General features: G+C 45.3%; 20 protein-coding genes. 2 read left to right on the top strand and 18 right to left on the bottom strand.

The genetic code is table 11. The features are described 5' to 3' along the window. Positions 1-65: 65 nt before the first annotated feature. The 4 genes from ACRRU2_RS18590 to ACRRU2_RS18575 form a co-directional block, all read right to left on the bottom strand. Positions 66-299 carry a hypothetical protein gene (locus ACRRU2_RS18590; protein ID WP_432503959.1) on the bottom strand — a complete coding sequence of 78 codons (234 nt, stop codon included), beginning with the start codon at positions 297-299 and terminating at the stop codon, positions 66-68. 33 nt (positions 300-332) lie between these two features. After that, entirely contained in the window at positions 333-1,928 is a 1,596-nt protein-coding gene (locus ACRRU2_RS18585) for a helix-turn-helix domain-containing protein (protein WP_432503957.1), read from the bottom strand. Between the two features lie 137 nt (positions 1,929-2,065). Further along, positions 2,066-3,076, bottom strand: a complete 1,011-nt coding sequence (locus ACRRU2_RS18580; RefSeq protein ID WP_432503955.1) for an ABC transporter substrate-binding protein — start codon at positions 3,074-3,076, stop codon at positions 2,066-2,068. Between the two features lie 232 nt (positions 3,077-3,308). Beyond that, positions 3,309-4,199 (bottom strand): helix-turn-helix domain-containing protein, encoded by an 891-nt coding sequence (locus ACRRU2_RS18575; RefSeq protein ID WP_432503953.1) that lies wholly within the window; start codon positions 4,197-4,199, stop codon positions 3,309-3,311. Between the two features lie 116 nt (positions 4,200-4,315). Between ACRRU2_RS18575 and ACRRU2_RS18570 the strand changes: the two genes are divergently transcribed. After that, complete coding sequence (locus ACRRU2_RS18570; RefSeq protein ID WP_432503951.1) at positions 4,316-6,289, top strand: alpha-amylase family protein; 1,974 nt, start codon at positions 4,316-4,318, stop codon at positions 6,287-6,289. 67 nt (positions 6,290-6,356) lie between these two features. Here ACRRU2_RS18570 and ACRRU2_RS18565 read toward each other — a convergent pair whose 3' ends face one another. The 8 genes from ACRRU2_RS18565 to iolD all read right to left on the bottom strand — a co-directional run bounded on the left by ACRRU2_RS18565 (position 6,357) and on the right by iolD (position 15,358). Continuing rightward, positions 6,357-7,379, bottom strand: coding sequence for a LacI family DNA-binding transcriptional regulator (locus ACRRU2_RS18565; RefSeq protein WP_432503949.1), 1,023 nt, complete (start codon positions 7,377-7,379; stop codon positions 6,357-6,359). A gap of 166 nt (positions 7,380-7,545) precedes the next feature. After that, entirely contained in the window at positions 7,546-8,202 is a 657-nt protein-coding gene (locus ACRRU2_RS18560; RefSeq protein WP_432503947.1) for a hypothetical protein, read from the bottom strand. Positions 8,203-8,241: 39 nt separating this feature from the next. Beyond that, complete coding sequence (locus tag ACRRU2_RS18555; RefSeq protein ID WP_432503945.1) at positions 8,242-9,702, bottom strand: CoA-acylating methylmalonate-semialdehyde dehydrogenase; 1,461 nt, start codon at positions 9,700-9,702, stop codon at positions 8,242-8,244. Next, on the bottom strand, positions 9,689-10,714 hold the full coding sequence (gene iolC / locus ACRRU2_RS18550) for a 5-dehydro-2-deoxygluconokinase (protein WP_432503943.1): 1,026 nt from the start codon (positions 10,712-10,714) through the stop codon (positions 9,689-9,691). Before iolC ends, ACRRU2_RS18555 begins: the two co-directional genes overlap by 14 nt. Positions 10,715-10,734: 20 nt before the next feature. Continuing rightward, positions 10,735-11,553: a 5-deoxy-glucuronate isomerase gene (iolB, locus tag ACRRU2_RS18545; protein WP_432503941.1), complete on the bottom strand. Its 819-nt coding sequence runs from the start codon at positions 11,551-11,553 to the stop codon at positions 10,735-10,737. Further along, complete coding sequence (gene iolG, locus ACRRU2_RS18540) at positions 11,546-12,565, bottom strand: inositol 2-dehydrogenase (RefSeq protein ID WP_331698142.1); 1,020 nt, start codon at positions 12,563-12,565, stop codon at positions 11,546-11,548. Before iolG ends, iolB begins: the two co-directional genes overlap by 8 nt. 15 nt (positions 12,566-12,580) lie before the next feature. After that, positions 12,581-13,456 (bottom strand): myo-inosose-2 dehydratase, encoded by an 876-nt coding sequence (gene iolE / locus ACRRU2_RS18535; protein ID WP_432503939.1) that lies wholly within the window; start codon positions 13,454-13,456, stop codon positions 12,581-12,583. A 30-nt stretch (positions 13,457-13,486) separates the two neighbouring features. Continuing rightward, positions 13,487-15,358 (bottom strand): 3D-(3,5/4)-trihydroxycyclohexane-1,2-dione acylhydrolase (decyclizing), encoded by a 1,872-nt coding sequence (gene iolD, locus ACRRU2_RS18530; protein WP_432503936.1) that lies wholly within the window; start codon positions 15,356-15,358, stop codon positions 13,487-13,489. Between the two features lie 250 nt (positions 15,359-15,608). Between iolD and ACRRU2_RS18525 the strand changes: the two genes are divergently transcribed. Then, on the top strand, positions 15,609-16,445 hold the full coding sequence (locus ACRRU2_RS18525) for an alpha/beta hydrolase (RefSeq protein WP_432503934.1): 837 nt from the start codon (positions 15,609-15,611) through the stop codon (positions 16,443-16,445). A gap of 805 nt (positions 16,446-17,250) precedes the next feature. Here the strand turns inward: ACRRU2_RS18525 and ACRRU2_RS18520 are convergent. The 6 genes from ACRRU2_RS18520 to ACRRU2_RS18495 form a co-directional block, all read right to left on the bottom strand. Next, positions 17,251-18,246: a FecCD family ABC transporter permease gene (locus ACRRU2_RS18520; protein ID WP_432504027.1), complete on the bottom strand. Its 996-nt coding sequence runs from the start codon at positions 18,244-18,246 to the stop codon at positions 17,251-17,253. Between the two features lie 31 nt (positions 18,247-18,277). Beyond that, positions 18,278-19,294: a FecCD family ABC transporter permease gene (locus tag ACRRU2_RS18515; protein WP_432504024.1), complete on the bottom strand. Its 1,017-nt coding sequence runs from the start codon at positions 19,292-19,294 to the stop codon at positions 18,278-18,280. 10 nt (positions 19,295-19,304) lie between these two features. Next, positions 19,305-20,336 carry an ABC transporter substrate-binding protein gene (locus ACRRU2_RS18510; protein WP_432503932.1) on the bottom strand — a complete coding sequence of 344 codons (1,032 nt, stop codon included), beginning with the start codon at positions 20,334-20,336 and terminating at the stop codon, positions 19,305-19,307. Positions 20,337-20,377: 41 nt separating this feature from the next. Beyond that, complete coding sequence (locus ACRRU2_RS18505) at positions 20,378-21,127, bottom strand: alpha/beta hydrolase (RefSeq protein WP_432503930.1); 750 nt, start codon at positions 21,125-21,127, stop codon at positions 20,378-20,380. Between the two features lie 102 nt (positions 21,128-21,229). Next, on the bottom strand, positions 21,230-22,852 hold the full coding sequence (locus tag ACRRU2_RS18500; protein ID WP_432503928.1) for an ABC transporter substrate-binding protein: 1,623 nt from the start codon (positions 22,850-22,852) through the stop codon (positions 21,230-21,232). A 200-nt stretch (positions 22,853-23,052) separates the two neighbouring features. Then, complete coding sequence (locus ACRRU2_RS18495) at positions 23,053-23,727, bottom strand: stalk domain-containing protein (RefSeq protein WP_331698148.1); 675 nt, start codon at positions 23,725-23,727, stop codon at positions 23,053-23,055. Positions 23,728-23,748 lie beyond the last annotated feature (21 nt).

The following is a 23,748-nucleotide window of genomic DNA, read 5'->3' as shown; positions in this document are numbered from 1 at the left end:
TAACATTATAATGATCTTTCATATTTAAAGCAATGTACTTTTGTGAGCAACTTCTTATACAATTTTTAATACCGGAGGCGCATGCCGGCTTCGGCTTTAATCAAGCTATTTTTTTCTCCAGCATGACTGAAGTTATTTTTTGCAGCTGCAGCTCGAGCGAGAACGGGTCCTCCATAACGAACCCCATGCAGCAAATGAAAGCTGCTTAGCCGCTCACCAGCATTTAATTGAATATGCCGAACATCAATAATCTTTATGTAGGCATAATTCCACATAAGCAAAAGATTACTTGGATCCATCTCTTACAAAGCTCCAAGCTCTAAAAAGTCTATTTATCCCAGAGCCAGCAGTAAATCATCTATTTTCCGATTATGCGAAAGCACGCCGTAATTCATCCATGCCCAAAAATCAACCTCATATACTCGCTTAGCTTTCACTGCGGGATGGGTATTCCACGCTTCTGAGCTCAGCCAGTGTCTTTCGGCACCTCCGCTTTGCTCACGGTCAAATGTAATAAACAGATGTTCTGCATCGAGAGTGGATAACATATCCAAGCTCAATTTCATTCGGCGCTCATGCGAAGGCATTTGCTGTACTATTTGCGGCTGATTCAAGCCTAAACTATCGTATAGTAACGGGCCTGTGTACCCTTTTTTAGGACCACCGTACAAATAAATAGCATTGGAGGCAAATCGAAGCACTGCAACTGTTTCTTTATCCAAAGCGTTTTTTAATTTTTGATGTGCAGTCGCTATTTTTTGTTCATGCTCGGCAATTACTTGCTGCGCTCTTTCTTTACGGCCAATAATAGAAGCGATCTGCAGCAACGTTTTCCGCCAATTTTCCGAGCTGCTAGGCAGCTTGTAGATAGGTGAGATTCTGCTGCATTGATCCAAATTCCACCTGTGATATCCCTCATCCAAAAATATAAATTGAGGCTTGTGCATGGAAAGCATCGACCAGTCTATGCTGGATATATCGATCTGCGGCACATCATTCATTCCTAAATACTCTTGCCGCCCCCAATGTTTATGTGCACACTGTATAACCGGGGTCACCTCAAGGGCTACTAAATAATCTTCTAGAAACGGAGCGAAAAATCTGGTTTCCAGCGCATGGCCGGATCGGTATTGACCAGGCGTGACACCGACCTTTTGCTTGAATTTACGATTAAAATAATACTCATTGTTATAGCCGACAGAATGAGCGATTTGCTGCAGATTGTCATTCGTAGTCAGCAATAATTGCTGTGCTTTGTCTATACGGACTGCATTTAAAAATTCGATAGGAATTTGACCCGTCATTTCTTTAAATGTTTTTGTAAACTGCCAACGATTGATCGCCGCACTCGCTGCCAGCTCAGATATTGTCAATGGTTGATCGTAATGCTCGCGCACATATGCGATCGTTTTCTGGATCACTTCACGAATATTGTAATCTTCCTTTTTAGCATGAAAGCTCTTTAAAATTTGGGTGAATAGAGCAAGAAACCGGGTTTGATTGTTTAATTGCTCTATTTCATTTTCGGCAAACTGATGCTCGTATAAAGTATCTGCTTGTATACGTGCGGCTGAAAAACTTTCACAGCCCGCAGCTACTCTTTTTACAGCTTCACTAAAAAGTTCGCTGCCATTCGCCCCAAAAGGCGCTTTGTGATCCATGAATATCGAAAAAGCGATCGTATAGTACTCCAATCCTTCTTTCTGCAACGTTATTTTATATTCACTGTTAGGAGGCAATAAGCAGCATATGCCGGCATGCAGTTCGTAAGCTTGGTTACCTGTATGCAGCTGACCGCATCCTTCTGCAATTAACAAGATCGAATAAACGGGCAGCTCCAGCCAGACAGATTGATTAGGCAGCTCTTTATTCCACTTTATACTCTCCCAAACAGGTATATATGAACAATGAGCAATTTTAGGCTTCAATAGAAATACCTCCTTCCTTTATTTTCATTTGATAATGATTATCAATATCTATAGTTAGTGTAAATGAAAAAGAGAAGCTTTTCAACGATTTATTGAAAGCTTCTCTAAATATTATTATACATGTGTATGCAGAGCGTTTATTTCTTGGAAAGCACGTCTACAATATCGTCAAGCTTTTTCATATTTGCTGTAATAGCTCCACTTTGCCAATGGGAACGCTCGAACTTATACACTTTATTATTTTTAAAGGCTGGCACCGAGTTCCATAGCGGACTATTTAACAGCTCGAAGGCTTCCTGGTTTTCAGGAGATTCCCAGCTTCCATTAGAGGGAAACACGATTATATGATCTGCATCTAGTTTGGCAAAGGCCTCTTCAGACAATATTTCTTGAAAGCTTTCCATATTTTTAGCAAGCGGATGAGGCTCAAGCCCAAATGTACTGTATATTTCACCGGCATACCGATTTTTCACACCGAACAATGCAATGGTATTGTCTCCTGTGTTGACACGAATTACGGCAAATGTTTCCCTGCCTACCGTTTTATCAAACATCGCTTTCGCTTCGCTTACTTTGTCGGCATATTGATTCAGCACGGTTTCGGCTTTTTCTGGTATAGATAAAACGTCGGCTACCGTTTTGAAAATATCTTCAGCGCTTTGCAATTTATTTTCAGGAATTCGATAAGTTGGCGCAATCAAGGAGTACTGCTCATAATTGGCTTTGTCTACTACGCCATCAACGATAATAAGATCTGGCGAATAAGCAAGCAGCGCTTCAAGCGAGCCTGTTATATCAAAAAGCGGTGCATCCAGCTGCAAATATTCCTGTGTTCCCCAAGTGGGATGGTACCATTGTACGACTGGGGTTACATCTAATGCCTTCAAATAATCTTCCAAGTAAATTGCCGCCACCCTTTGTGGCTTAGCGGGAATTGTTACGCTGCCGAACTCATCTGTAACCTCTCTTGTCTCCGCTGTTGCTTCCGCTTCTTTGATTTTGTCGTCATCCGATTGTTTTTCAGTTGCTGGCGCATGCGAAGCCTGCTGCTGTACTGACTCATTTGTATTTTTGCTGCAAGCGGCCATCGTTATTAGCAGCAGCATCATTATAATCGCGGATGTAACTTTTACTGATTGAATCGTCATTTGTTTCTCTCTCCTATATGTTTTTATCACTGATACTCATTCTCAGTTGACAAGACATATAGTAGCTTATTCTAGCATGTGTAACAATACACTTTCTGGATCGCTTTTTTATACTTTTTCAAATACCGCAATTTCTCGCGACCAACGCTTCTTGCTGCAGTGTAATTAATGACATTAAAGACATTAAGTTAATGACGTTAAAGGTATTTAGTTAGTGGCGTTAACTAATAAGCTACAATTCGCTCTCCTGTACTGTTATAAATACTTGATACTTTTTTCGGTATTGAGCAGGTGTGAGCTCGACCCCCTTTTTAAATACTCTCGTAAAATAGTTCGGATCATTCAAGCCGCACTTGGCTCCAATTTCTTTTAAGCTCAGCTCGGTATGCAACAACAGCCGTTTTGCCAGCTCTATTTGCACATGATGACGATACTGTATAGGGGTTAAGCCTGAATATTGCTTTAGACAGCGAGTAATGTAATCAAAATGATAGTGCAGCTCCTGCTCCATTTGCGACGAATTAAAGGGTCTAGTAATGCTTTGTTCGATGTAATGTGCCGCTTGCTCGCTTAAATAATAGGACCGGGAGTGAAGCCTTTCCCTAATGCCATTCTGAAGCTGGACAAGAAACTGATTGAATACAGCATACAGCTCAAAGGAATGCTGGCGTACAAGCGATGTATGAATTTCGACCATACGATCCAGCAATGGGATGAGCGGCCTTAGCTCAACAACGGAGTGCTTGGGCAAATGAAGGGTTGCCGTCTGCGCGGTCAATGTTTCATTATTGCCTGCAGCTAAAGGCTGAGGCCAGTTCATATGCTCGCTGGAGATGGTGCTTGCTTCCCGGTCATAAATAAAATGCAGCCAGTATACTTCGGACAATTCATCTGAAGCGCGGTAGCCGCGATGTATTTTATTGGGCTCTAGAATGAGTATGCTGCCCTTTGTCAGCTCGTAGCAAATATCGTCTTCCTCAATATAAATTGCGCCACTGACAACAATTAATAAATCATAGAGCTGAAATTTACGTTTGGCATGGATCGTTCCCGAATGCCACAAAGCATGGCCTACTGTTGCAAGCAGCGGCAGCGGCGGCACTTGAAATTCAATCACCTGCATAACTACACCTCCAAAAAAATCGATATTGTGCTATAAATAGTCGATATCGTTAGCTGTTGGCTTTATTTAATGATACTACAATAGTAGATATCAGCATACTATTGGAGGTAGATTCAATGCGTTTTCGCCAAGTTCATCTCGATTTTCATACTTCAGAGGCAATTGAAGGAATCGGCAGCTCTTTTTCTAAAAAACAATTTCAAGAAATGTTGATGCTGGGACGCGTAGATTCAATTACCGTTTTCGCGAAATGCCATCATGGCTGGGCCTATCATCCCAGCGAGGCAAATGACATGCATCCGCAGCTTGATTTCGATTTGCTTGGCGCCCAAATCGAAGCGGCGCACGAAATCAATGTCCTTACCCCCGTTTATATTTCTGCAGGATTGGATGAGAAATTAGCTCGCCGCCGTCCGCAATGGCTCATTCGCGACCAACAGGAAAAATTAAATTGGGCGTCCGATTTCATGTCTGCCGGATACCATCAATTTTGTATGAATACACCCTATTTGGATGTGCTTGTGGAGCAGGTAGCTGAAGTTGTCCGAAGCTATGATGCTGACGGTATTTTCCTTGATATCGTAGGCATTAGAAAATGCTATTGCCAATTCTGTGTAGCGAAAATTCGCGAGCGCGGATCCGATCCCCGCAATTTGGCTGATATGAAGCTGATGTGGGAAGAAACCTATCATACCTATACAAAGCGTATTAACGAAACCATTCATGGTATAAAAAGAAATCTACCTATCTTCCATAATAGCGGCCATATTACTAGAGGCCGGCGTGATCTCGCGCATAAAAATACGCATCTGGAGCTGGAATCGTTGCCGACAGGCGGCTGGGGGTATGACCACTTCCCGTTATCAGCCCGCTATGCACAAACGCTTGGCATGAATGTGCTCGGCATGACAGGCAAATTCCATGAATCCTGGGGTGAGTTTGGGGGCTATAAGCATCCGAATGCGCTTCGCTATGAAACAGCGCTCAGTCTCGCTAATGGATCAGGATGCTCCATTGGCGATCAGCTTCACCCTGCAGGTTTGATGGATAAGGCGACCTACTCTTTAATTGGAGCTGCATACAAAGAAGTAGAAGCCAAGGAGGCCTGGTGCACGGATACATCAGCCATTAGTGAAATTGCGCTGCTATCATTCGAAGCTATATCTTCTTTCACTCGTGCAGAGGGGCAGCGTGTTAATAAATATGTAGATGTCGGTGCGGCGCGCGTGCTGCTGGAAGGCCACTTTCTATTTGATGTTATTGATATGGAAACAGATTTCAGCCCATACAAAGTTATTATTTTGCCTGATGCAATTGTCAATTCCGATCTGCTTATGCAAAAAATAAATGCTTTCTTGGCAGGCGGCGGGAAGCTGCTTGCTTCAGGAAAGTCCGGCCTTGATGAAGAAGAAACAAGCTTTGCATGGGACTTTGGCGCCAATTGGAACGGAATGGCAGATTCCTGCCCTTCTTATTTCCTTCCAGAGTTTCCGCTTCAAGCATTGGAGCAAGCTTCCTTCGTCATGTATACAGAGGCACAGCATATAAGTCTTGCTGATGCCGGCATCGCTCACGGTACGAGAGAAGATTCCTATTTCAACCGTGATCTGTTTACATTCTGCTCACATCGTCATACGCCATCGACCTTGCAGCCAGCCGGCATAGGCATGTCAGAAGGCAAGGACGGCATCTACATCGCTTGGAATGTATTTGAGGAGTACGCGACCAAGGGCAGCTTGCATGTGAAGGAGATGGTCTGCTTTGCACTTGATCAGCTGCTGCCAAACAAGAAGCTCGTAACAAATCTGCCGGCGCAAGGCATAACGACACTCCAAGCCCAGCCGGCAGCTAACCGCTGGATAAACCATCTTCTCTATGCCGCACCCGTTAAGAGAGGACTTGATATCGAGGTAATTGAGGACTTGTTACCACTGCGTAATATCGAAGTGGCAATTGAAGCACAGGAGGCTGTGCAAGAAGTTTATCTGGCTCCGCAGCTTGCTCCTCTTCCTTTTACCCAAGCGGATGGTATTGTTCGCTATACCGTTCCCGAATGGGCTTGTCATCAAATGATCGTGCTGCAGTTTTAGCTTATTTGCTTATTTTTAAAACAAAACGAGCTGAAGAGTCTTCTTCAGCTCGTTTTGTTCATTTTATTTAACGCTCACTGTCATTATCGACATAAGGACCTGTCGTTCGGCGGACTACAAGCTCAGGAAGCAAAATAACACGCTGCTTATTCAGCTTTTCCCCGCTTATTTGATGTACGAGCAGCTCGATGACCTTGCTGCCCATCTCACGGATCGGCTGTGCAATCGTAGTAAGCGGCGGGTCTACTATTGTTGCAAGAATCGTATTATCGAACCCGATGACGGACAATTGATCGGGAATGATGACGCCTCGCTCGCGTGCAGCTTGAACGGCTCCTATTGCAAGGAGATCGTTGCAGGCAAAAATGGCAGTCGGCGGATGCGGCTGGTCGAGCAGCGCCCCTGCTTCCCGCTTGCCACCATCAATCGTAAAGTCGCTAATTCGAATAAGCTGCTCATCATAGATGAGCTCATATTCCTCAATTGCAAGGCGGTAGCCGCGTACGCGCTCGCTGCTGCTCATAACCTTTAAATCCTCGGCAATGACGGCGATGCGCCGATGACCGCTGGCAAGCAAATGAGAGGCTGCCTGATAGCCGCCCATAAAATCATCAACAAGAACAGTATCGACGGCCAGCGTAGGCATGTCACGAGCTATAAGCGCGATCGGCATGCGTGCCTCCAGCATATCCTTCAATCTTTTGTCATTCCATGCGCCAGTTGCAAGCACGATGCCGTCCACGCTTTTCTGCTGCAGCAGCGCAATATATTCGGCTTCCTTCTCCCATTCATTATCTGTGCTGCAAATGACTAGGTTATAGCCCAGCTCATGAGCGCGATCCTCCGCGCTTCGTGCTATTTCTGCAAAAAAAGGATTCGCTATATCAGGTATAAGCATACCGATCGTAAACGTATTTTTTCCGGTTAGCGCAGAAGCCACAACACTCGGCTGATAGCCCATTTCGTCCATAATGGCCGTTACACGCCTGCGCGTCTCATCGCTTATGCGACCTGTATGATTCAAAACTTTAGAAACAGTGGCAATTGACACCCCTGCTTTTTGAGCGACATTATAAATAGTGGGCTTCATTGTTCAGTCCAGGTCCCTTCATGCTTTTACGTGCCATAAAACATAGTAGTTACATTTTAAACCAAAAAGTTTTGGCAGGCAATGAACAAGGCGCAGAAATCCGTGCTGTACTGAACTTCATCAAGAGCCACCTTTATATCGGAATCTTCAATCCACTGCCCGACAGTCACATTTTGCTTAAAAGGCGCTTGATTCGTCTCGGTATTTCTTCAGCGAGCTCATTCCATTCCATATATAGGCTGACAGGGATATGATACGGTTGAAATTGCATGGATGGCTTAAATTTGAACGATTGTAAATAAGCGGCTGCCTTTTGATCAATTTCTTCATTAGTATTGTACGAGCCGGCTAATAGGTCCGGGACCATCAGGCCGCCCTTCCCTGCATTTTCATTTGTTTCCTGATATAAATTCGGAATCTTTCTAAGCTCATCCACTGAAGATGCGAAGGCGTGCTTGCCAGGCTGTGAATAAATTTCGACATGCGTTCGTTGCAGTATATTCTGCCCGCCAGCCAGCAGCACATTGTTATAATCCCCATGATAGCTGGCTTCAGCGTATACGACCTCTCCCTCATGTCCGACATAAACCCAAAAATGCTCCAGCTCATACATATGCACAATATCGTAATCAAAATAAATGGCATACTCAATAACAAAGCTTACTTGAGAGGGATCAAACGTAATGTAACGCTTTAACATAGAAGGCGATTGGCACGCCTCCTTGATTATGGTGGCGCCGACCAAAACAGGGAAAAAAGGTTCCTTTTCATCAAAATAAATGATCGGACTGTATCGATCCAGCAGTTCTACGTCCATCTTCACACATTCCCTTCCTCGTTCGTTGGAACCTGCTCCTGCGACTTAATTACGAACGACCATCATCTTTTTTCGCGTATAAAACTCCACGCCATCTTTGCCGTTCGCATGCAAATCGCCATAGAATGATTTTTTATAGCCGGAAAAGGGGAAAAATGCCATGGGCGCCGGCACGCCTACATTAACGCCCAGCATCCCGGCATCGATATTTTCACGGAACTGGCGAATAGCTTGCGCGCTGTCGGTAAAAATACAGCTTCCATTAGCGAATTCGGATTGATTGGCGATAGCTATCGCTTCCTCCAACGACTCCGCTCTAACGATGGATAGCACAGGAGCAAATATTTCATCCTTCCAAATGGATGAGCCCGGCTTCACATGATCAAATATCGTTGGGCCTACAAAATAGCCCGCTCCGTTTGCTGCCTCGCATTGCCTGCCGTCAAGCAGCAGCTGAGCTCCCTCAGCTACTCCCTTCTCGATATAGCCCAAGGTGCGCGCTTTGTGAGAGTCGCGAATGACAGGACCAAGAAATACGCCTCTATCCATGCCGTTGCCGATTGCCAGCTGAGCAGCGGAAGCGATTAAGCGAGCAGTCAGCTCATCGGCAGCCGAACCGACCGCAACGACAACCGAGCAGGCCATGCAGCGTTCACCTGCAGAGCCAAAGGCGGCATTGACGATTTCTTTTACCGTCAGCTCCATATTAGCATCTGGAAGAACAAGGGTATGATTTTTGGCTCCGCCAAGCGCTTGCACACGCTTGCCCTGTGCCGCTGCAGTTTTATATACATATTCAGCAACGGGCTGTGAGCCTACAAACGAAATAGCCGCGACCTTTGGATGCTCCAGCAGACGGTTGACTACGTCATGCGCTCCATGCACAATATTTAGCACACCATCAGGCAGGCCCGCTTCCGCCATCAGCTCGGCAAGCCGATTCGCTAGCAGAGGCGTTCTTTCGGAAGGCTTCAGCACAAACGTATTGCCGCAAGCAATCGCCAGCGGAAACATCCAGCAAGGCACCATCATTGGGAAATTAAACGGCGTAATGCCTCCAACCACCCCTATCGGATAGCGGTACATTGCCGATTCAAGGCCGGTTGCAATATCGGGCAGGACGCTGCCCATCATAAGTGTGGGCGCTCCGGCAGCGAACTCTACACACTCTATGCCGCGCAGCACCTCGCCATAAGCTTCGGCGTAGCTTTTGCCATTTTCTTGTGTAATTAGTTTAGCAAGCGGGTCCCAATTATCGACTAATAGCTGCTGATATTTAAATAAAATACGGGCGCGGCGCGGAACAGCCGTCTTTTTCCAGCTTTCAAAAGCTGCCGAAGCTGCAGCGACTGCTTTATCTAAGTCTTCCTGCGCAGATAGCGGCACTATGGCGATTGCTTCACCTGTTGCTGGGTTGGGGATAACATCGGCGCTGGAGGTGCTGGCATCTACCCACTGTCCTCCTATAAAATTTTGCAGCCTCAAAACAGAATTAGGTGCCGTCATAAGCTACCGCTCCATTCTCTTTATTGTCACGCAGCACTTGCTCGATTTGCTCAATCGTAGGCATAGCATCAGAACAGCTATGGCTTGCTACAACAATTGACGCTGCTGCACTGCCATACAGCTGGCATCGTTCTATCGGCCAGCCTTGCAGCAAGCTGTAGATGAACGCGCCGGCAAAGGAATCGCCCGCTCCAAATGTCTTGACGACGTTGGCAGGAAATGTGCGCCCGCGTATAGCTTCACCACCGCGCGTATAGGCAGTCGAGCCGTCACCGCCACGTTTAATGAGCACAAGCTTTGCATTTTTGGCTAGCCAATAACTTGCCGTTGCATCATCCTTGCCGCTGTAATCCTGCTTATTGTCCTCCATCAGATCGAACTCTTCTCTGCCGCCGAATATAATATCGCTTTGCTCTGCGACCAGCTTGCAGTACACAGATTTTTCGTCATCTGACTGCCAGCTGTACGGACGGTAATCGATATCAAATATAATAACTGCCCCATGCTTGCGAGCAAGCTCGATCGCTCGAAATACCGCTTCGCGGGACGGGCTCTTGGCAAGTGCCGTTCCTGATATAAGCAGTGATTTGGTTTTACTGATCAATTCCTCCTGGATATCAGCAGGCTCTAGCAGCAAATCGGCTGCATGATCACGATACATCAAAATACTGCATTCCGCAGGGGATTTAATTTCTGTAAAAGCAAGTCCTGTCACACTTCCAGAATAATCCGTAATGACATTGGACGTATCAATATGCTGCCGATCCAAATAATTCGCGATAAATCTTCCATGCTGATCATTGGCTATTCTTCCAATAAAAGCAGTGCGCATGCCAAGCCGCGCCAGCGCGATTGTAATGTTGGCTGGCGAGCCGCCCACATATTTCGTAAAGGTCATCGTCTCCTCCATCGGACGATGAATTTCGTTGGCATTGAGATCGATGCATAAACGGCCAAGACCAATGAAGTCGATGCTTCGATCTACTGGAAAACGAATGTCATTTGTCGACATAATTTATAGCTCCTCTCTGTTCACTCAGGCTTTGGCGTACCGAATAACCATTCATGCTCGGGATCATTATGAAATCGCCATTGCCTGGCGGGACCAGCCATCACATTTAAATAATAAACCTCATAGCCCGGCGGCGCAGATACCGGGTGGTAGCCGCGCGGGACAAGAACGGCATCGCCATTTCTCGGCACTAACGCTTCATCGAGTGTACGATCATCGGTATACACGCGCTGCATAGCAAATCCATGCTCAGGGTTCATTTTGTAATAATACGTTTCCTCTAATAAAGATTCTTGAGGCAGGTTGAGCTGATCATGTTTATGAGGCGGATAGCTGGACCAATGGCCTGCCGGTGTGAACACCTCTACTACTAATAAATGATCAGCGGGCTCAGTTTCCGGCAGTATATTATGAATCGTACGTTCCATGACGCCATGTCCTCGCTGAGAAACGCCAACATCCTGCGGTCTAATTAATCTGGCCGGATAAGCTCCCTTGCCGGGAGCCGTGCAGATAGCAAGCTCCAATTTAGTTATAGCTTTGATTGCAACCGCATCATGCGGCGGGGCATAGAAAGCATAGGGCGGCTTTTGCTCAAATACTGACATCCGCTCACCGATCGCTGTCCAGCTTTCTGTTTTCGTTGCTGCGTTGGCAACGCCCGTCAGCAGCACGATGCAAGCCTCTTTATTTTCGGTTTCAAAACAATAGGTTTGCCCGGCGTTCAATGTGATCACTTGAAATCCGACATACCCCCAGCCAGCACTCTCAGGAGTAATCGACAATACTAACCCGCCAGAGTCAGGCTTATTGCTGCTTGAGACGATGAGTTTAGACATGCTGCATCACCTCCAGCCTAACGGGAACGCCGTCACGAAGAGATTGGCGCGCAGCTTCCGCGATTCTCTCGGCCTGCAGCCCATCGAAACCGCTGACAGGAACAGGCGTTCCTTGCTGTATACTGCTGCAAAACTGAATAACCTCCTCGCGAAAGGCATCGCGATATCGCTCCAGAAAGAACAGCAGCGGCTTATCTCTATGCACGCCGTGCTCTGTCATGATTTCCGCACTGTTAGAAAAATCATTCGACACCGTTATACAGCCTTCCGAACCAAACACCTCTACTCGCTGATCATAACCATAAGCCGCTTTACGGCTATTATCGATAATGCCCAATGCGCCATTGGCGAAGGTGAGTGTTATGACGGCCGTATCGATATCCCCAAGCTCTTCAAAGACAGAGTCAACCAGTACGGCCCCCTTTGCATATACTTCAACGACTTCTGATGCCGCCAAGTATCTGGCCATATCGAAATCATGAATCGACATATCCATAAACAACCCCCCAGATGAACGGATATACGTCTCAGTCGGCGGATAAGGATCTCTTGATGTTATTTTAATCAAATGCGGCATGCCCGCCTGGCCTTGCTCCACCAGCTCTCGCACACGCTTGAAATTATGATCAAATCTTCGATTAAAGCCGACCTGCAGCTGAACGCCTGCTTTGTAGACCTCATTAAGCACCTCTTTAGTTGAAGCGGGATCAAAGCTAAGCGGCTTCTCGCAAAAAATATGCTTGCCTGCTTGCGCTGCTTTTCTAACAATTGGCAAATGGCTCTCTGTAGGGGAACACACAAACACCGCTTCTAATTCTTTATCAGCAAGCAATTGCTCATAATCTGTTGTAATAATTGCTACACCGAGGCTCCTTGCCCATTCTTGCCACCCTGCCTCTGGACTAATATCCGACACTGCTGCAATTTCAATTTGCGGCAGCTGCAGCATGTTTAGAATATGCAATCTGCCTATTCTGCCTGTTCCAATGACGCCGATCTTTAGTTTTTTCATAGGCTGGCCCCGCTTTCATGGAATAGATAAATATTGCTTAGCCAATTTCGCATATGCAACCGGATCGGCCCTTACAGGATCCTGTTCGGCTTCAATAATGATCCAGCCGTCATATCCCCGTTCATTCAGCTCCTGCATGATAGGCACAAAATCAATGCATCCGTCCCCGGGCACAGTAAACAATCCTTCGATAACCGCGTCTGTAAAAGGAATCGCTTCCTCTTGCTTCCGCTGTCTTACATGCTTCCGCACATCCTTTAGATGAATATAAGCGATCCGATCATAATAGGTGTGCAGCAGCTCTAGCGGATCAATGCCGCCGTAATAGGCATGGCCGGAATCAAAAAGTAAATGAACAAGGACAGGATCGGTCGAATCCATTAATCGCTGAATGGCTTGCGGCCCCTCTATAACCGTCTCCGCATGATAATGATAAACGAGCTTCATACCCAGCTGCTTACAATAGCGCCCCGCTTCATGCATGCCAAAAATAAGATGCTCCCATTCCTGTTCATCAAGCTCCAGCTGCCTGCTCCTCTCCTCTGTACGCGGGTCTGAAAAACCATACGATACCTCGCATACTACCGCATGCCGGCAGCCCATTTCATGAAGAAAGTCAGCATGGTTGCGAAAGGCCGCCAGCTCTTCTTCCAGCAGCTCAGGCTGGCTGAACATAACCGATTTCCACTGCGAGGTCAGCACCAGGCCATATTGGGCCAGCTTGCTCTTCAATTCTGCTGCGGGCTTCGGGAATTTGCGGCACATTTCTGTTCCTTTAAAGCCAAGCAGCGACATTTCCGACAATACTTGGTCACAGGTATAGTGGTCTCCGACAGACAAGACATCCTCATTCACCCAATTAATCGCCGATATACCGAACTGGTAACGCATAACTCTTCTCCTTCCTTTCCATTAGAAGCTTTAGAAGCGTCTTGCAGATTCTAGTTTCTTTTGCAGCTTGCCATAAGCTTGCTGAACTTGATTATTTTCCGAAACCTCTGCAACACCTACATGCCACCACGAATCATAGCCGCTTGTTCCCGTGCCGGGCAGCACCTTTATATCTATTAAAGTACTTGTCGTCTCCAGCTTGGCAAGTTCAAGCGCTTCAGCTAGCTGGTCAGCAGTATGTGCAGTATAAGCCTTTGCACCTACGCTTCTCGCATAAGCAGCAAAGTCAATCGGCATATACGCTCCGCTTAATTGTTCCTGCTGGCGATAACGAAATTCATTGCCAAAGCTGCCGCTTCCATGATCTCGCTGCAAGTTATGAATACATTGAAAACCATGATTATCAAACAATAAGACCGTTATTTTTTTGTTCTCCTGCAAGCTTGTAACAAGCTCCGAATGCAGCATCAGATAGCTTCCATCACCGACAAGCGCATAAACCTCCCGATCAGGCTCGGCAAGCTTCACGCCAAAAGCGCCCGCCACCTCATAGCCCATACAAGAAAAGCCATATTCCATATGATAGGTTTTAGGTATTGAACAACGCCATAAGCGATGCAAATCTCCTGGCAGGCTGCCTGCTGCGCCTACAATGATATCTTCGCTGTTGATAAAGGAATTAATGATGCCCAGCGCTCTCGTTTGCGCGAGACCATCTTTATGCTCAAGCTCATATAATCGATCAACCTCAGCATGCCACTCCTCTTTCATTTGCAATAGCTTATTTGGCTTGTTTTTGTTTTCATACCCGATTTGATTAAGCGCTTTACCAAGCGCGATTAATCCTTCTTTGGCATCAGCAACAATCGGGCATGCTTGCCATTTCACAGCATCTGCTGCACCTATATTAATCGTAATCACGTCAGTATCCGAACGAAAGGCTGTTTTGGACTCTGTAGTGAAATCTGCTAGTCTCGTTCCTACTGCAATGACAGCATCCGCTTCATGCAGCAAACGATTAGCTGCAGCCGTGCCAGTAACGCCTAAACCGCCAAAGGCGAGCGGATGCGTCCAGGGCATAGCACTCTTCCCTGCTTGCGTCTCCAGTACAGGGATGCCTGTCGCTTTTGCAAATTGCTGCAGTTCTTCTGCTGCTCCGGAATAATGAACACCGCCACCGCAAATAAGGACTGGCTTCTTCTTGCTGCTCAATAAGGCAGCAGCACGATGGACAGCGGACTGGGCTGCAGGACGCCGATCGGCCATATGCATGCGGTCAGCAAAAAAGTCCGCCGGGTAATCAAAAGCCTCACATTGCACATCTTGCGGCAAGCATAACGTTACTGCACCTGTATCTGCGGGATCGGCAAGCACCCGCATTGCTTGATTCAAAGCTGACATCAGCTGCTCAGGCCTCGTAATTCGGTCCCAATACCTGCTTACAGGTTTAAATGCATCATTGACACTTATTGAATAGTCCATAGGATGCTCAAGCTGCTGCAATACGGGATCTGGCTGTCTGGAAGCAAATACATCTCCGGGAAGCAGAAGCAGCGGTATACGATTAATGGTTGCTGTACCTGCTGCTGTTACCATATTTAGTGCGCCCGGACCTATGGAGGAGGTACAAGCAAACGCTTGCAATCGATTTTGTTGTTTGGCATAAGCAATTGCCGCATTCGCCATTCCCTGCTCATTCTTGCCTTGAATGAATGTAAAATCAGCGAGCTCGCCCTGCTGCTGCGCTTGTTCAAGTGCCTGCCCGATGCCTGTTACATTGCCATGTCCAAAAATCCCCATTATTCCTTTGAAAAACTTGTGCCGCTCGCCATCCCTAACCAAATATTGATGGTTCAAAAAGCGAATCAATGCTTGAGCCATTGTCAGTCGTACGGTGTCCAAAGTATTCCCTCCTTTTCAAATGATTAAGCGCTTACCCTTACATAATAACTGCATGCTGCGAACTTCGCAATACTATATTTTCAAATGATTGTTATTTTACTGCCAGCAAGCAAACGATCAATAGGCATGGCATTACACGGCTACCATACGAATATCGTACATAGAAATTCTAGAGCCTCTCCATGGTTTTTCTTCGCTTTTCTATTTAAACTGTTATTATATACAGCTTACAACTTTCGAGGTGATTTATATGAATATTATATCCAGCAAGCAAAGCAGTTCTCTTTGGAATCATACAGAGCTGTATGTTAAAAGATGCAGTAATACACGCTCCTATCGAATCTATATTGCGGTTCCTGGCACTCCCCCGCCGCTAGCAGGTTATCCGGTCATCTACTTGCTAGACGCCAACTCCGTTTTTGGCACGATGACTGAAGCGATGCGCCTGCAATCACGCAGACCGGAGGTCACTGGAGTGCAGCCGTCCATAATTGTTGGAGTAGGGTACCCGTCTGCTGAGCCATTTCCAGCTGAAAGACATTATGACTTTACGAAGACAACGCCTGACGATGAGCTTCCTCCGCATCCTGCAGGCGGTCAATGGCCTGAGCAAGGCGGAGCTGATGATTTTCTAAATTTTATCGAAGAAGAGCTTCAGCCTTATATTAGAAAAAACTATATGATAGATGGGATGCAGCAGACAATTTTCGGACATTCCTTGGGCGGGCTTTTTGTGCTCCACACACTGTTCAATAAACCTCATCTGTTCTCATGCTATATCGCAGGCAGTCCATCTATTCATTGGAACAAACATAGCTTGTCAGCTTCTGAGCAGCAATTGGCTAAGCGGATTCATCAAGCGCCGCTCCTCATCCGCTTGCTGATCGCAGTCGGCGAATTAGAACAATCCCATAAAAGCGGCATGTTCAGCAATGCCAAGCAGCTGGCAGCTCGGCTAGAGGTACAAAGTGAGCATGGCCTGCACGTTAAATATAAGGAATTTTCAGGAGAAGGCCATATTTCAATCTTGCCCGCGCTGATTAGCAGGGCCATTCGCTTCCCATCGGAAAGTACAGATTTTCGATAAGTTATCATTAGTGGCGATAGAGATCTCGCTATTGTTGAGCGAGCACTAACGGGCCTGCGCTAACTGTATTTCCTCAGACAGTTGAAAAAGTATAAAATGGAGTATGGACATATGTTTGCAGGTAGTAGCTAAGTACATTTTGTGCATCTAGATTCTCTTTTTTTACCGAATAAACGATTCTACATGTATTTTATGCATCTAGATTCATTGAACTACCCTTTATTTCGCGAAATGAGCCAAACTAAAAGTAGTTTTTCCCTTTAGAATCATAAAAAAGCCAAATTTCTTAAAACTAAGTACAAGAAATCAGCGTGTTGAAAAAGCTCCGCAGCAGCTTAATAGCCCGGATAACGGACCTAAAGTAGTCAACGGGAAGCCGTCGATTCGTTGTAGCATCCTTTTAGAATTGTGACGGAACTGAGAGGCTCTATTTAGCAATAAAAAGGGGGGTTAAATCTGTAACGGAACTGTGGTGAGCTATATGTCATCTTTCCCCGTTTAGGTAGTGAATTTGAGTAAATAAGGTTTCTCAGTTCCTTTAGATTTTAGAATAAGCTGATTTACGTACAATAGCGTGTCTCAGTTCCGTTAGCTTTTTCAACGGCCTGAAGAATTGCATTTAGCTTTAGTTTGGGCTTGGTTGCCCACAATGACAGTCCCACCTAAATGCGATAGATCTTCACTTCATTCGTTTTGGTATACTAGCATTTCTAAAAATTCATCCCTCGTCTTTAAGGGTTCACACAGTAAACAAACCTCCCCCAAGACTAGCAGCCAGCCTGTCTTAAGGGGAGGTTTGTAACATTTATGCGGTGCGTCCTTTCTTTCGATAAAGCAATAATATGAAATAAGGCACTCCAATGATCGCTATAACGATGCCGACCGCCAGCTCGGCTGGGGCAAAGACCGTTTTGCCTATATAATCCGCTGTTACGACTAGAAGTGCGCCTATTAACGCACATACCGGTATCATCCGCTTATGCTTATGGCCTGTCAGACGCCTGGCGATATGCGGAGCTATTAACCCGATAAAGCCAATGCCGCCCGCTACCGATACACAAGCACTGACTAGTCCGATGCAGCACAGCAGCAGGAGCGCCTTCTCTTTCTCCACAGCAACTCCCAAATTTCTTGTCGTCGTGTCATCGAGCGTGAACACATCTAAAATGGAAGACTTGTAGTATATAATGGGAACAAGAATAACGATCCACGGCAATACGGATATAATGTACTTCCAGTTAGCGTTATAAATGCTGCCAGCACTCCATACGGTAGCCATTTCAAAGTCATTCGCATTCATTTTAAGACTGATGTACAAAGAAATAGCTCCCATTCCAGAAGCAATCGCAATACCAGTGAGCAAAAAGCGCTGCGATTCCAGCCTACCGTTTTGCCAGGAGAACAGATAAATTAACAGAGCAGCGAGCAATCCGCCTACCATGCCAAAAAGCGGCATCATCATCGCCGTCCCTGTTCCGATACCTTTTACTTGTCCTTGGAAGAAAAATAAAAAAATAACGATAGCAGCTCCTGCACCAGCATTAATTCCTAGCACGCCTGGATCTGCCAGGCCATTACCCGTCGTGCTCTGTAAAACAGCACCAGCAATGGCTAGCCCGGAGCCAACAAGCAAAGCAATAATAATGCGCGGCAGCCGGAATTGAAGCACGACCAAATTTTGATCATCATCCGAGTTCAGATGCAGCAAGCTTTTCATGATATCCATAACTGATATATTAATGCTTCCGCTAGTAAGACTTAAATAAATAGCCAGCACAAGCAGCATAAGCAGCACCAGCATTAGCAAGGCAAATTGTGAATAGGAATGTTTTTTAAGCAGCCTTTTCAACCTTTCCGCCTCCCTTCCTACGAATCAAATATAGAAAGAAAGGTACGCCAATGACCGCAGTTACAACACCGATCGGCGTTTCAAACGGATAATTGATAAATCGGCTCAACACATCGCAAAAAGCAAGAAATACAGCTCCTATTACTGCTGAACATGGAATAATTTTACGATAATCAGCACCTGTTAAAAATTTGGCTATATGAGGAATAATTAACCCGACAAAACCAATTTTTCCTGCAAGCACTACGGAAAGTCCCGTCAGTATTACCACACTTATGGTCGCCAAAAGCTTGATCATGACCGTTTTTTGACCTAATCCCGCTGCAACGTCCTCTCCCAACGATAATAGTGTAATGGATTTAGACAGAACCATAGCCAATATGAACCCTATAATAGCAAATGGAATAGCAAGCTTAATCAGAGTCGGATCTATTTGATGTAAGCGGGCGTTATACCAAAAGCTTACATTTTGCGAGATTTGGAAATACATAGCCAGTGCAGCTGAAATACTGCTTAGAAAGGTTCCGATAATCGTTCCTAATATAGCCAGCCGTACAGGTGACAGCCCGCCAGGAATCAATGAGGCCAGCCCGAATACAATGACAACGCTAAATGCAGAACCAAGGAAGGAATAGCCGACCATGCCAAGTGAGGATGTGCCCGGAAGCACGATCATACAAACTGTAATTGCAAAAGCCGAGCCGTCCGATACGCCCATAATGGAAGGGGATGCAAGATAATTTCTTGTCATCCCCTGCATTAATGCCCCTGATATCGCTAAAAATGCGCCGATTAATAATGAACCTATTGCTCGTGGCAGCCTGGAATGCTTAATTATTTGATGGTTCACATTGTCTGGATCGAAATGCATAATCGCATTCCATACTGTGCCGGCATCGATTTGCTTCGCGCCATACAATACTGAAGTAATGACAGCCAGCACAATTAAAAATGGAGAAGACCACAATATTAAGGTTGTAACAGGAACCTTATAGCGCATCATCATCTACTCACTTTGTCTGATTTAAAGAGCTGTTTTTTACAGCCTCCAAAAATGCAATCTTACTGAAAGCTGTGCCTCCTTGGGCTATCGGATCAACGATATTAACGAATAGATGATCATTTTTGACCGCATTGATCGATTTAAAGATCGGATTGTTCTTCAACTCTTCCAACGTTTTAGGAGTCTCAACATTTTCACCCTCGGCAAATTGGATAAATAAATAGTCGGGATTAATTTCTGTCAGCATCTCCAATGAAATCAATTGCTGAGCTTCAGCCTTCAAGACCGCATCCGGTACATCTGCGCCTAGATCTTCATAGATGGATGGATTGAAAAATATGTTTTGCGGATAGATGTACATGCCGCCTGTACGAATTCTAACAGCAAGTACCGTTTTATCCTTCAAAACCGGACCTAATGACTGCTTTAGCTGGTTCATATTATCTTGATACTTTTGCAGCTCTTGATTTACAAGCTCTTGTTTTCCTGTCAACTCGCCAAGCAGCTTCAAGTTAGCTTCCCAGTTGGTTGAAATATGCGAAACAGGAATTGTAGTAGCAATCGAGCTGAACTTCTCTAAAGATTCGGCAGGAAACTTTGTACTAGCCAAAATAACGTCCGGCTTAAGCTTCAGCATCTCTTCTACGCTTGGCTGCGTCTTCTCTCCCACCCCGGTTACGCCTTCCATAATACTAGCGAACATAGCAGGAAATTCGCCGCTAACCGTCGTTGCTCCGATCGGTTTAACGTTAATAACTAGCGCATCCTCCATAGATTCCATAGAGCCCGCCATGATTATTCTTTCGGCAATAGCTGGAACTTCATATTCTTTGTCCAAATATGTAATTATCCTGGTACCTGCCGGTCCATCCTCCTTCTTGCCTGTTTGTTCGGTTCCTCCAGCGTCACTTGCTGCAGGAGTAGCTTGCGGAGACTGCTTCGGAGTTTCATTCGGTTTATTATTTTTGGCACCACAAGCGGATAAGCTTGCAGCAAGTATAATCGCGATTAATATTGTAACTACTGCACGTCTTTTCATTTTTATTTTCCCCTCTCCTATTCAAAAAAATGATGCTGTACTTATGCAGGAAACAACCACTGAAGCGCTAGCGGGAATTGCTCCACAAAATAACGGTCTTCGTGTGCCGCACCTTCTGTTGTCGCAAACTTTACATGCGAAATGCTGCATTTCTTCGTTCGCAGCAGTTCAAATGCTTTTCTCGTGTTTTCAACCATGTGCCTTTGGATATTCGTCTTATAGATTCCTTCGGCTGTCCCTACATACATATAAATCTTTTGATCGGGCGAATATTGGTCAGCTTTACCCATAAACGGCATAAACCCTTTATACCAAAAGGAAGCTGATATGGCTCCAATAGCGCCAAATACTTGTGGATACAAATATGCTGCGTAAATAGAGATAAGACCGCCTAACGAGGCGCCCATTATAGCTGTGCCTGTAAAAGAGGAGTCCGTATTGTATTCGGCATCGATATATGGCTTTAAATCATGAACGATAAAGCTTAAGTACCGGTCCCCTTTCCCGCCAAAGTCGTTAAATCTCTCTGTCAGAGCCGGAGCAGGCCAAGGTGTGTAATCATCATTGCGCTGCGCAGATTCAATGCCTACTAAAATGACTTCCTTCAGCTTGCTTTCTGACATCCATTGTTCCATTGTGTCTAGGCTGTTCGTTCCAGCGCAGAATAGATCACAGCCGTCCTGAACATAGACAACGGGAAAAGCGCTCCAGCTTTCCTTATAGCTCGGAGGCGTATAAATCCACAGCCTTCTGTCCATAAAGATTTGTTCGCTTACATTCCCCCTCAACATGTGCCCCTTCTTCCACCCTCCAAATAAAAAATGAGAACAATCAACTATAATGATAATCATTCTCAATAAATTATAAGCGAACATGGATTGTAGTAACATGGACTATTTACGGTTTTCGTTTGCAGTATCTCCATACAGCAGCTTTAATAGATCATCTATCATGCGATCGCAAGCATATGCTGAATATTCACGCCAAGGATCTGATAAAATTTGATACATTTGATTTTTTCTTACCGCTTTCAAATTAGCCCACTGCGGAAGTGATTGAAAAGTCTGCCAATGCTCAAGCGTTTCCGTTTCCTGACAAATATTAAGCAAAATATGATCAGGATCGCTAAGCGCCAATTGCTCTATCGTTACGTTACGATTGAAGCTGCAGCATTCCAAATGCTCTGCTTCGTTCAGCTGCAATTCTTCGTATATGAGCTCTCTCATTCCTCTAGTATGGCAGTAATAGCAGCTATTTTTATACATGCTCAAAACAAGCACCGTTTCCTTCTGCAGCTTTTTCTTTAATAATTGTCTCGCATGCTGCAGCTTCTGCTCATAATGCTCCAGCCAACGCCGTGCCTCCTGCTGTGCCCCTGCCTGCTCAGCTACCCAAAGCAGCTGCTCGCGCCAATTGCCAGATTGAACAGAAAGAGCTGCTACCGGTGCTATGCTCTCCAGCCGCTGCTTCTCCTCCGCATGAAGATGCTCTTCACTGCAAATGATCAGATCCGGCTTGTTAGCAGCCAATATGGACAAATTAGATTCCCAATCCAGATTATAGCGATAAGCGCTTAATTGCACCGGGATTTCCGATCGGTAACGTTTATAATAATAAGCTGTCCATTTTGGGTGCAGCGGTGCGGCAAATGGCAATATATCCAGTACGAGCAAATAACCGGCAATGGCCGAATCATAAGCCGCAATTTTAGTTTTTCTTTTTTGCACATAAAATGCAGGAGAGACGCCTACCTGCTTCTTGAACATACGGCTGAAATAAAACTCATCATTATAGCCTACCTGATGCGCAATTTCGCGCAGTTTGGCACTAGATTGCGCCATCAGCTTTTTTGCCTGATTAATTCTAATTTCTGTTACATATTCGATAGCGCTTTTTCCATACGCTTTTTTAAACAGCTCCACATAATATTTAGAACTTACCTCCGCCATATGCGCAAGCTGGTCTATTGTAATTGGCTCATAATAATTGCATTCCAAATAAGCTTTTGTTTTTTCAAGCGCGGAGCGCGTATCCGTCAAAGGCTTGCTGCCCGAGCACTTGAACATCTGATACAGCAGATCATGGAACAACGATTGCGCATGAAATCTTTCTGCCGTCGACTCATGATGATGACAAGCATTTATTTGCTCGCACAATGGCAGCAGCTGTGTGCATGTATGCATTGCTATTTGGTCTTTCCACTCCAGCTTTTCGTATTGATTATCCGTCATTCCGTAATCAAATCTAAATAAATACAGCTCCAGCTGTTCATGATCGGCTTCTATCCCAATCGTCTGACCTGCTGCAGCAAAGTAGACAATGCTTTGCTGTAAGGCATACTCATCAAAATCGATATGCAGCTGGCCGCTACCGTTCTTTACAACTAACAGGATAGGTGATGACAGCAGCTGGCTGTGCAGCTGTTTATCGCGCAGCAGCCTGCTTTCGCCAAGCCTAAACCAGCAGCGCTCTATTAATTCTGTTATCCCTTTCTCACAAAATGCTGCTTGCTGCATACTTGAAATCTCCTTCCGATTGTTCATTCATATCACAATAAGAAACGCTGCTCACCTTGGCTTAGGAAACCGTTTCTCACTGAGATATAAACACAATATAAGTCTTCAAATTTTAATAACGATGATTTTTTTCAAAAAAAGCTCCTGCTCGATCTTATTATCGAGCAAGAGCCTCCTTCTACAAAATGAATAATGGCGAATTATTTATATTGCGAGGTTGTAAGTGGAATAAATACGGAGCCTTCTTTGGAAATATCGCCATAAACATATAATTCCTCTACTCCGCCAATATTCACTTCAATCGTTGTCAAGCCATCCTCTGCTTTAATAAGCTCTACTTCTTTCAATATAATATCTTTTTTAGAATCTTTAATGGTGAATTTTTCAATATCGGAGCCAATTGCTGCAACTTGCAGCTGCAATGTTTGATACTGTTTCTTTGGATACAGCATAAAGCTGCTGCTGCGGTTTCCAGTAGCGTTATCAAAAAAGACCTCTTTGTAATCCTTGCCCTTATAGGTAGTAAAGGCCGGGTCTTTAGTATGATACATATCTTTGAAGCCAACAGATAAAGCAGTGCCTTCGATTTTTTCTCCAAAAATAACGGTTCGTGTAGCTTGATCATAATCAACGGCTACCCCTAACGCATCTGCGACCGCTCTAACTGGTACGTAGTTGGCATTTTGATACAAAATGGGTACGATTGCATTGCCATTAACATCCTTCAGCTGCACTGGAGCCCCATCCACTTTAACTTTCACGTCGGGATTCAAGTACGCTTTTATTTCTTGCAGCTTGGTAGCAGCATAAGCACCTGTCCCCATACTCGCCAAAATCGTTACGCCTAAAACGGCGGCCATCGTTTTTTTCTTCAAAATATCCTCTCTCCTTCTAAA

The sequence above is a fragment of the Paenibacillus sp. GXUN7292 genome (genome assembly GCF_050864975.1).
GTDB lineage: Bacteria > Bacillota > Bacilli > Paenibacillales > Paenibacillaceae > Pristimantibacillus.
This window is presented reverse-complemented; position numbering and strand designations above follow the sequence as displayed.